This is a genomic window from Paracoccus onchidii, assembly GCF_028294535.1.
Taxonomy (GTDB): Bacteria; Pseudomonadota; Alphaproteobacteria; order Rhodobacterales; family Rhodobacteraceae; genus Paracoccus; species Paracoccus onchidii.
On the sequence record NZ_JAQBIE010000054.1, the window covers coordinates 1 to 6,134 of the forward strand.

Genomic DNA, 6,134 nt, shown 5'->3' on the forward strand with positions numbered 1-6,134 from the left:
GAGATGTTCTACAATCCGAAGCGCAAGCATGCGAGAAACGGGATGCTGTCGCCCGTAGAGTTCGAACGGCAGCGGAAACCGAGACCCGAAGGCGTCTAGGAAACGCGGGGCTATTCAAGCCGCAAGCTCGCGGTGGCGTAGAGAAGCAGGTTTCGAAGGCTCTGATGCTGGCCAGGTCGACAAACTGGTCAACCGATCTGAGCATGGGGTCAGCTGCGACGTGTGCTTCGATCGAGAAATCGTAAAACAGAGCGCCTTGCGCTTCCTGCCGGCACCCCAGCATCGCCATTCACGTCACGCAGCCGCAGCCGCAGCCAAATTGAAGCAGCGGCCAGCCCCTTAGGCATGCGGAATTTTTCAACGGAATAAGCCCTAAGCTGTCATTCGTTGTGCCTCAAAGGTAATAATCTCATCCTCCGACTGCGGTATCCGTGCATGCTGATAATTGCCTGACATCTGCACATCCACGAAACCAGCAGCCTGTAAAGCCAGCCGGAACTCATGGATACCCCACCAACGCAGTTTGAAGAATTCCAACTCGGTCTCGATCAGCGACCCATTGTGCCAGCGTTCATAGCGATTGTGAGAAAGCGTCGTCTGCGCGAGGTAGTTGGTCTCCACCCTGTTGTCGGTCAAGGTCAGCACGTCACCACCTTCCGTGGTCCAGCTACGATTGGGGCCAGGAGGAGCAAGTATGCTGCCAATCGGATCTAGGTCGATGATCAATTGACCCTTGGGTGCCAGGTGATCATAAAAGCGCTTCAATACGGCGGCTGCCGCAACTTCATCGGTGATGAGTTGAAATGATCCAGCCGGGATGATGATAGCCGCGAATCTCTTGTCGTAGGAGAAATTCTCGAACGTCTGCCGGGTCAAATTCAACGGAAGGTTTCGCCCTCGGCACTCATCCAGACAATAATTCAGCATCTCCTCAGAGGCATCGAAGCCCTCGATCTGGAAGCCGTCCTGCAGCAGGGGCACAAAAATCCTGCCATTACCTACAGCAGGCTCAAGAATGGGGCCATGACATTGCGCAAGACGGTCCCGATAATACTCCAGATCGCCAAAGGACCGACCCACCGGCTTATCGAGATTGTAAACCCAAGATGAGAGCGCCCCATATCGATTGTCTCGCATGCTGTTCGAGCCTCCGTTGTTCGCTGCGTGGTCGATCTTCTTTGTCCTAGGAGTGGGTGGGTCAAGTCAGATAGCATCTGATCACGCTCGAAGAATCGCGCGGTGCATTCAGAGTCCGCTCATCGGTGTCGAGCAGCAGCCAGCGACTGGCTCTTACCAGCCACGCCGCCTGATCGGGGGAGAAATCGTCACAGGCGCAGAAGCCCGTTTTTGCACTACCTCTGGCGTGGCTATTACCTGATTGTATTGCAGCGCGGACGGTTGCGGCAAATAGTGGAATGATAGATCTGGTCGCTTTCCCGACCGTACACGAGAGCTCTGGCCGTCTTCACATCGCAAATTTCAATGGCCTTCCAGCGCTGATCGTTGATACTCATTCTATGGCTCCTTTCGTATGCCGGTTGTGGTCCGCAACAGCCGCCCGTCGATTGCCGCCAGACCTGCACCGATCAGCGCCATCCCCGCAAAATGGCACGGGAGCACGGTTTCTTCGAGGAAGAGTGTTCCAAGCAGGATCGCGCTGACCGGAATTAGAAATGTCACCAACAGCAGGTTGGTGGCCCCTGCCGTGGCGAGAATGCGGAAGTAGAGTACATAGGCCAAAGCGGTTGAAATCGCGGCCACGCCGACCAGTGCTCCGATAGCTGTCAGACTGGGAGGTGGCAGCGTCCATGGCCGATCCAGAACCATGACCAGCGGGAGCATGATCAGACTTGATGCAATGACCTGTCCTGTCGCGGTGCCCATGGGGCTGATGCCCATGGCGCGGAAACGCCGCCCGTAAATTCCTGCAAAGGCGTAGGACACTGCACCCGCGAGGCAAAGGAACTGTGCGATGACGCCCGTGCCCAGATCGCGCATCGCCTCCTGTCCGATCATCACCGCGACTCCGGTAAAACCGATCAGAACACCGACGAATTTGCCCACAGTCATGCGTTCATCACTGGTCAGAAGGTGAGCCAGCATGACGGTGAACAATGGCGTAGAGGCGTTCAGGATCGACGCCACACCTGAGGCGATGTGCTGTTGTCCCCAGACGATCAGAGAGAAGGGGACCGCATTGTTCAGAATGCCCATACCGACGAAGGCTGCCCAGACCCGCCGGTCATGCGGTAAACGCTCGCCTCGGAGGCGCATGATCATCAACAGAATGATTGCGGCCAACGCCACTCGAGATACGACCACGGTGAATACGGGCAGTTCCCGCACCGCTATTTCGTTGAAAAAGAACGATCCGCCCCACACCGTGGCAAGGGCTAGTAACATGGCCCATTCCAACGAGGTCATAGTGCGGTTCTTTGATGCGCTTTGCTGCATTGTTCCTCCAGTTTCCGAGGAACGTTAGACGCGGCGAACACACCTTGGGCACTCATTTCGGGCGTTTCATTTTTCTCCATGACGGGATTGCGCCGCTATAAGTTGCTTCCGCGCGATCCGTTTCTTGCTTTTGAGCAATCCAATGACAGTTTCGTCGCGGACAGTCGCCCCTTGGCAATCCGCAATGCTGTGGCATGAACGAGCAACGGGTTTGGTGAAGCTGCGACGCGGCGTCTGATCTCGAGACCAAGGTCAGATCTGTGCCGAACTGGACGGCAACCACAGAAGCAGACTGCTAGGTCTCTAAGCCGCCGCATGTCCGCTTCGGGTTCTATCGCAAATTTTGCCGAGCGTCGGCATGGCCTGGACTGCGGACAGAATTAAGCTGCTCGCTCAGCGAAGGTCTGGGATACGGTTTCGCCGCTGGTACCGATCGCTCGCTTGACGAAGCGCCGGGCAGCGGACAGATCTCGGCGTCTGGAAGCAGGAAATCAGGGGTTTGTCCGTCGCGATCCAAGGGCCGGTAAAGATAGGACCAGCGGCGCTTCACCTTGATGAATGTCTCGTCCATCCGCCAGGATGGGGCGGTCGGCCGCTTTTTCGCTTGCACCTGAGCCGCGATCAGCGGCGCGAACTTTACCACCCAACGATTCAGCGTGGCATGGTCGACCTTCACCCTGCGCTCTGCCATGATCTCCTCCGGGGTCTCGGCAGGAGACGGCGTACCGTAGGTAGGAGAAAACCGCTTGCAGGATCACGGACTTCGGACAATGCACGCCTTTGAATTCAATCACGCCAATCGCCTCTTGCAAACCCTCTGAAAACGCTGAAATATCACGTGCATGCAGAAAGTCGAAAGTTTGCGACAGTACCGTTTCTTGCGCCCGTGATCGCGCCGGGCGAGCCGGTGGGAACCTGCCTCTGTATGTCCTGCGCGACGGCGCGCGGCTGGCTCGACTGCTACGGTAACCTGAAGCCCGGCATAACCCTGTAAGGAGGAAAGACCATGTGCAACTTTTCCGCCTATTGGCGCCCGAACGTGATGACCTGCTCCCCTTGGAGTCCGCTATTTAGGGTTAGCTCTGTTCAGGTTTTGGTCTCCATTTGACCGGTTAGCATACTCGTGTGGCGTCAGGCCAGCGAGACTGGAGTGAGGCCTGTTTTGATTGTAGTCGGCGCGCCATGCCGCGATCATGCGGCAGGCATGGTGCAAAGACGGGAACAGGTGTTCGTTGAGGCATTCCTCGCGCATCCGGCCGTTGAAACTCTCCACGAAGACATTCTGCGTCGTCTTGCCCGGCGCGATGTAGTGCCATTCGATACAGTGCGCGGCAGCGAAGGTTAAGATTGAGTTACTGATCAGTTCGGTGCCGTAGCATGTAGGGAATAGCGCGCCGTTGAAGGTTATGGCCGCCTGCGCAGCCACCAAAATTGCGCAGCAGGCGGCCATAACCGGGTCTTGGGTCTCTATGGTGGTTTTGCGAACCACACCACAGAGGAGACCGGCTATGGCCAAGGTTGAGCATACTTCGGATGCCCGTGTTCTGGTAGGCATCGACATTTCCAAACACCGGCACGAGGTGCTGATTGCCGTCCCGGGCAAGACGCGCAGGCGGCGCCTGACGATCACCAATTCCACCGACGATTTCATGCGGCTTATCGCGATCTTGCGAGAATACGGCCTGCCCGTCCGGATCGGCTTTGAAGCGACTGGCAACTATCATCGGGTGCTGATGTATCATTTGGGCGTCGCCGGGTTTGACTTGAAGCTGGTGTCCTCAGTCGCTTTGGCCCGGACGCGGGAGGCGTTGCACAACAGCTGGGACAAGAACGATCCGAAGGATGCTCAGGTCATTTTGCACATGCTACAGATCGGTGCGGTGCAGATCTTTCAGGACCCGATGGTGGCCGGGACGAACGACATTCAGGAATTGTCCAAAACCCATGATGCGGTGTCGCGGTCCAAGACCGAGCTGTGGCACCGCATCCTGACCCACTCCCTGCCACTTTACTTCCCGGAAGCCGATCGCTTTCATCGCAGTTCGCGCACAGACTGGTTCCTGGCTTTCCTCGAGATGTTTCCGTCCCCGCACATGATCTCGGCCATGACCAAGGAGGAGTTCACCAAGGCGGCATGGGAGGTGGTCGGGCGCAAAGTGGAGAAGACGCTCATGTTGTCAGACATTTACGAAACGGCGAAGACTTCTGCGGGGCTGCCTGTCGCGCCGGATTCAGACGCCATTCGAATGTTCCGCATGATGCTGGCCGAAGGCAGAAGCCTGATCCGGCAACGCAATGCCATCGAAGATCGGGCGGTCGAACTGCTAGGCGATAGGCCCGATTATCAACTGCTGCGCACCATTCCCGGCATCGGGCCGATCAATGCGCTGACCATTCTGGCCGAGACCGGCGACCTGCGCCGTTTCCATCATCACCGCCAGTTCCTGAAGTTCTGCGGAATGGATCTGGCCACCGTCCAGTCCGGCATGTTCCGCGGCCGCAGCAAGATATCCAAATACGGCAACGCCCGCCTCCGCCGCACATTGTGGTTGGCAGGGCAGACCGCGGTCTTGAAGAAAGCAAACAGCTTCCGCGACAAATTCGAGCGTTACATCGCGCAAGATCGCCACAACCCGGATTTGCGCCGCAAGGCATACACCGCCATCGCAGCCAAGATGGCGCGCACCATTCACGCCGTGATCAAATCCGGCGAACCCTATCGCCCCTTCTTCGAGGGGGTGAGCCCAGGCGGAAGGACCTCTCTCTCAAAGGGCCGTGGAGGCGCATAACGCGACCTCGTAGATAATGTTCGGGCCTTCCGCTTGGGATTTAGGATCTCGTCTTAAGGACGGTGAGGGCGGCAACCAGGCCGACCCTGTATTTGCTATGGAAGAGACCACTTCTTGACGGCGGAGCCCGCCTGGGCAACTATTCCAAAGGTATCCGGTCGCTCGGATGCCCCGTGATCTGACGTCTCAAACCGCGTTTTGTTCCCGAGCTAGGACGTTGTCAGAGACCACAATGCAGGGATATCTCTTCCGTCAGATCGAAAAGACCGTCAGCGCCCGCAGCCCGACCCTGCTGGTTCTGGAAGAAGCCGGTGTGTTCCTCGACGATCTCTACTTCCAGCGCGAGCTGAAGACCTGGCTGGCGACGTTGCGCAAGAAGAACGTCGTCGTAATCATGCTGGTTCAGTTCGTCTCGCAGATCAGGGACTGCGCCGCCGGGGCCACGATCCTCGAAGGCTTGCAGAACCAACTGATCCTGCCGCACCACCAGGCGGGACGCGACAGCTATGACGGGCTGGCGCTATCTGACGCCGAACTTTCCTTCCTGCTCGGATCGCAGGCCGGCGACCGCCGGGCGCTGTGGCGGGACGTGTCGCGTAGCCTTTAATTGGGGTCAGGAATGCGATCGAAATGCATTGGAGCAATGGTCAAGCCGAAGGCCAGATCAACCGACTGAAGACCTTGAAGCGCACGATGTACGGTCGAGCCGGCCCGAACTTGCTCAGGGCTCGAATGCTTCCGCTCCACCACACATATTGAGGATGACCCGATTGGTTTTGTCGCAAACTTTCGACTTTCTGGGCGCGCATGATATGTCAGCGTTGTCAGGGAGTTGGAAAAAGGCGGTTGGCGTGATCGAGTTCAAGGGCGTACATTATCCGAAGTCCGTGA

The 6,134-nt window shown here is 57.5% G+C and carries 4 protein-coding genes and 2 pseudogenes; 2 read left to right on the forward strand and 4 right to left on the reverse strand.

Going from position 1 to position 6,134, the window contains the following annotated elements:
- Window positions 1-372 precede the first annotated feature (372 nt).
- The 4 genes and pseudogenes from PAF17_RS19780 to PAF17_RS19795 form a co-directional block, all read right to left on the reverse strand.
- Entirely contained in the window at window positions 373-1,137 is a 765-nt protein-coding gene (locus PAF17_RS19780) for a class I SAM-dependent methyltransferase (protein ID WP_271890787.1), read from the reverse strand.
- Window positions 1,138-1,515: 378 nt separating this feature from the next.
- Window positions 1,516-2,403 carry a DMT family transporter gene (locus PAF17_RS19785; protein WP_271890788.1) on the reverse strand — a complete coding sequence of 296 codons (888 nt, stop codon included), beginning with the start codon at window positions 2,401-2,403 and terminating at the stop codon, window positions 1,516-1,518.
- A 470-nt stretch (window positions 2,404-2,873) separates the two neighbouring features.
- Window positions 2,874-3,248 (reverse strand): annotated as a pseudogene (locus tag PAF17_RS19790) (IS6 family transposase); the annotation flags it as partial.
- A gap of 272 nt (window positions 3,249-3,520) precedes the next feature.
- A pseudogene (locus PAF17_RS19795) lies at window positions 3,521-3,826 on the reverse strand (integrase core domain-containing protein); the annotation flags it as partial.
- 136 nt (window positions 3,827-3,962) lie between these two features.
- Between PAF17_RS19795 and PAF17_RS19800 the strand changes: the two are divergent.
- Window positions 3,963-5,243 carry an IS110 family RNA-guided transposase gene (locus PAF17_RS19800; protein ID WP_271890790.1) on the forward strand — a complete coding sequence of 427 codons (1,281 nt, stop codon included), beginning with the start codon at window positions 3,963-3,965 and terminating at the stop codon, window positions 5,241-5,243.
- A gap of 232 nt (window positions 5,244-5,475) precedes the next feature.
- A complete protein-coding gene (locus tag PAF17_RS19805) occupies window positions 5,476-5,850 on the forward strand; it encodes a hypothetical protein (protein ID WP_271890789.1) in 375 nt (124 codons plus the stop codon).
- The last annotated feature ends 284 nt before the right edge of the window (window positions 5,851-6,134 follow it).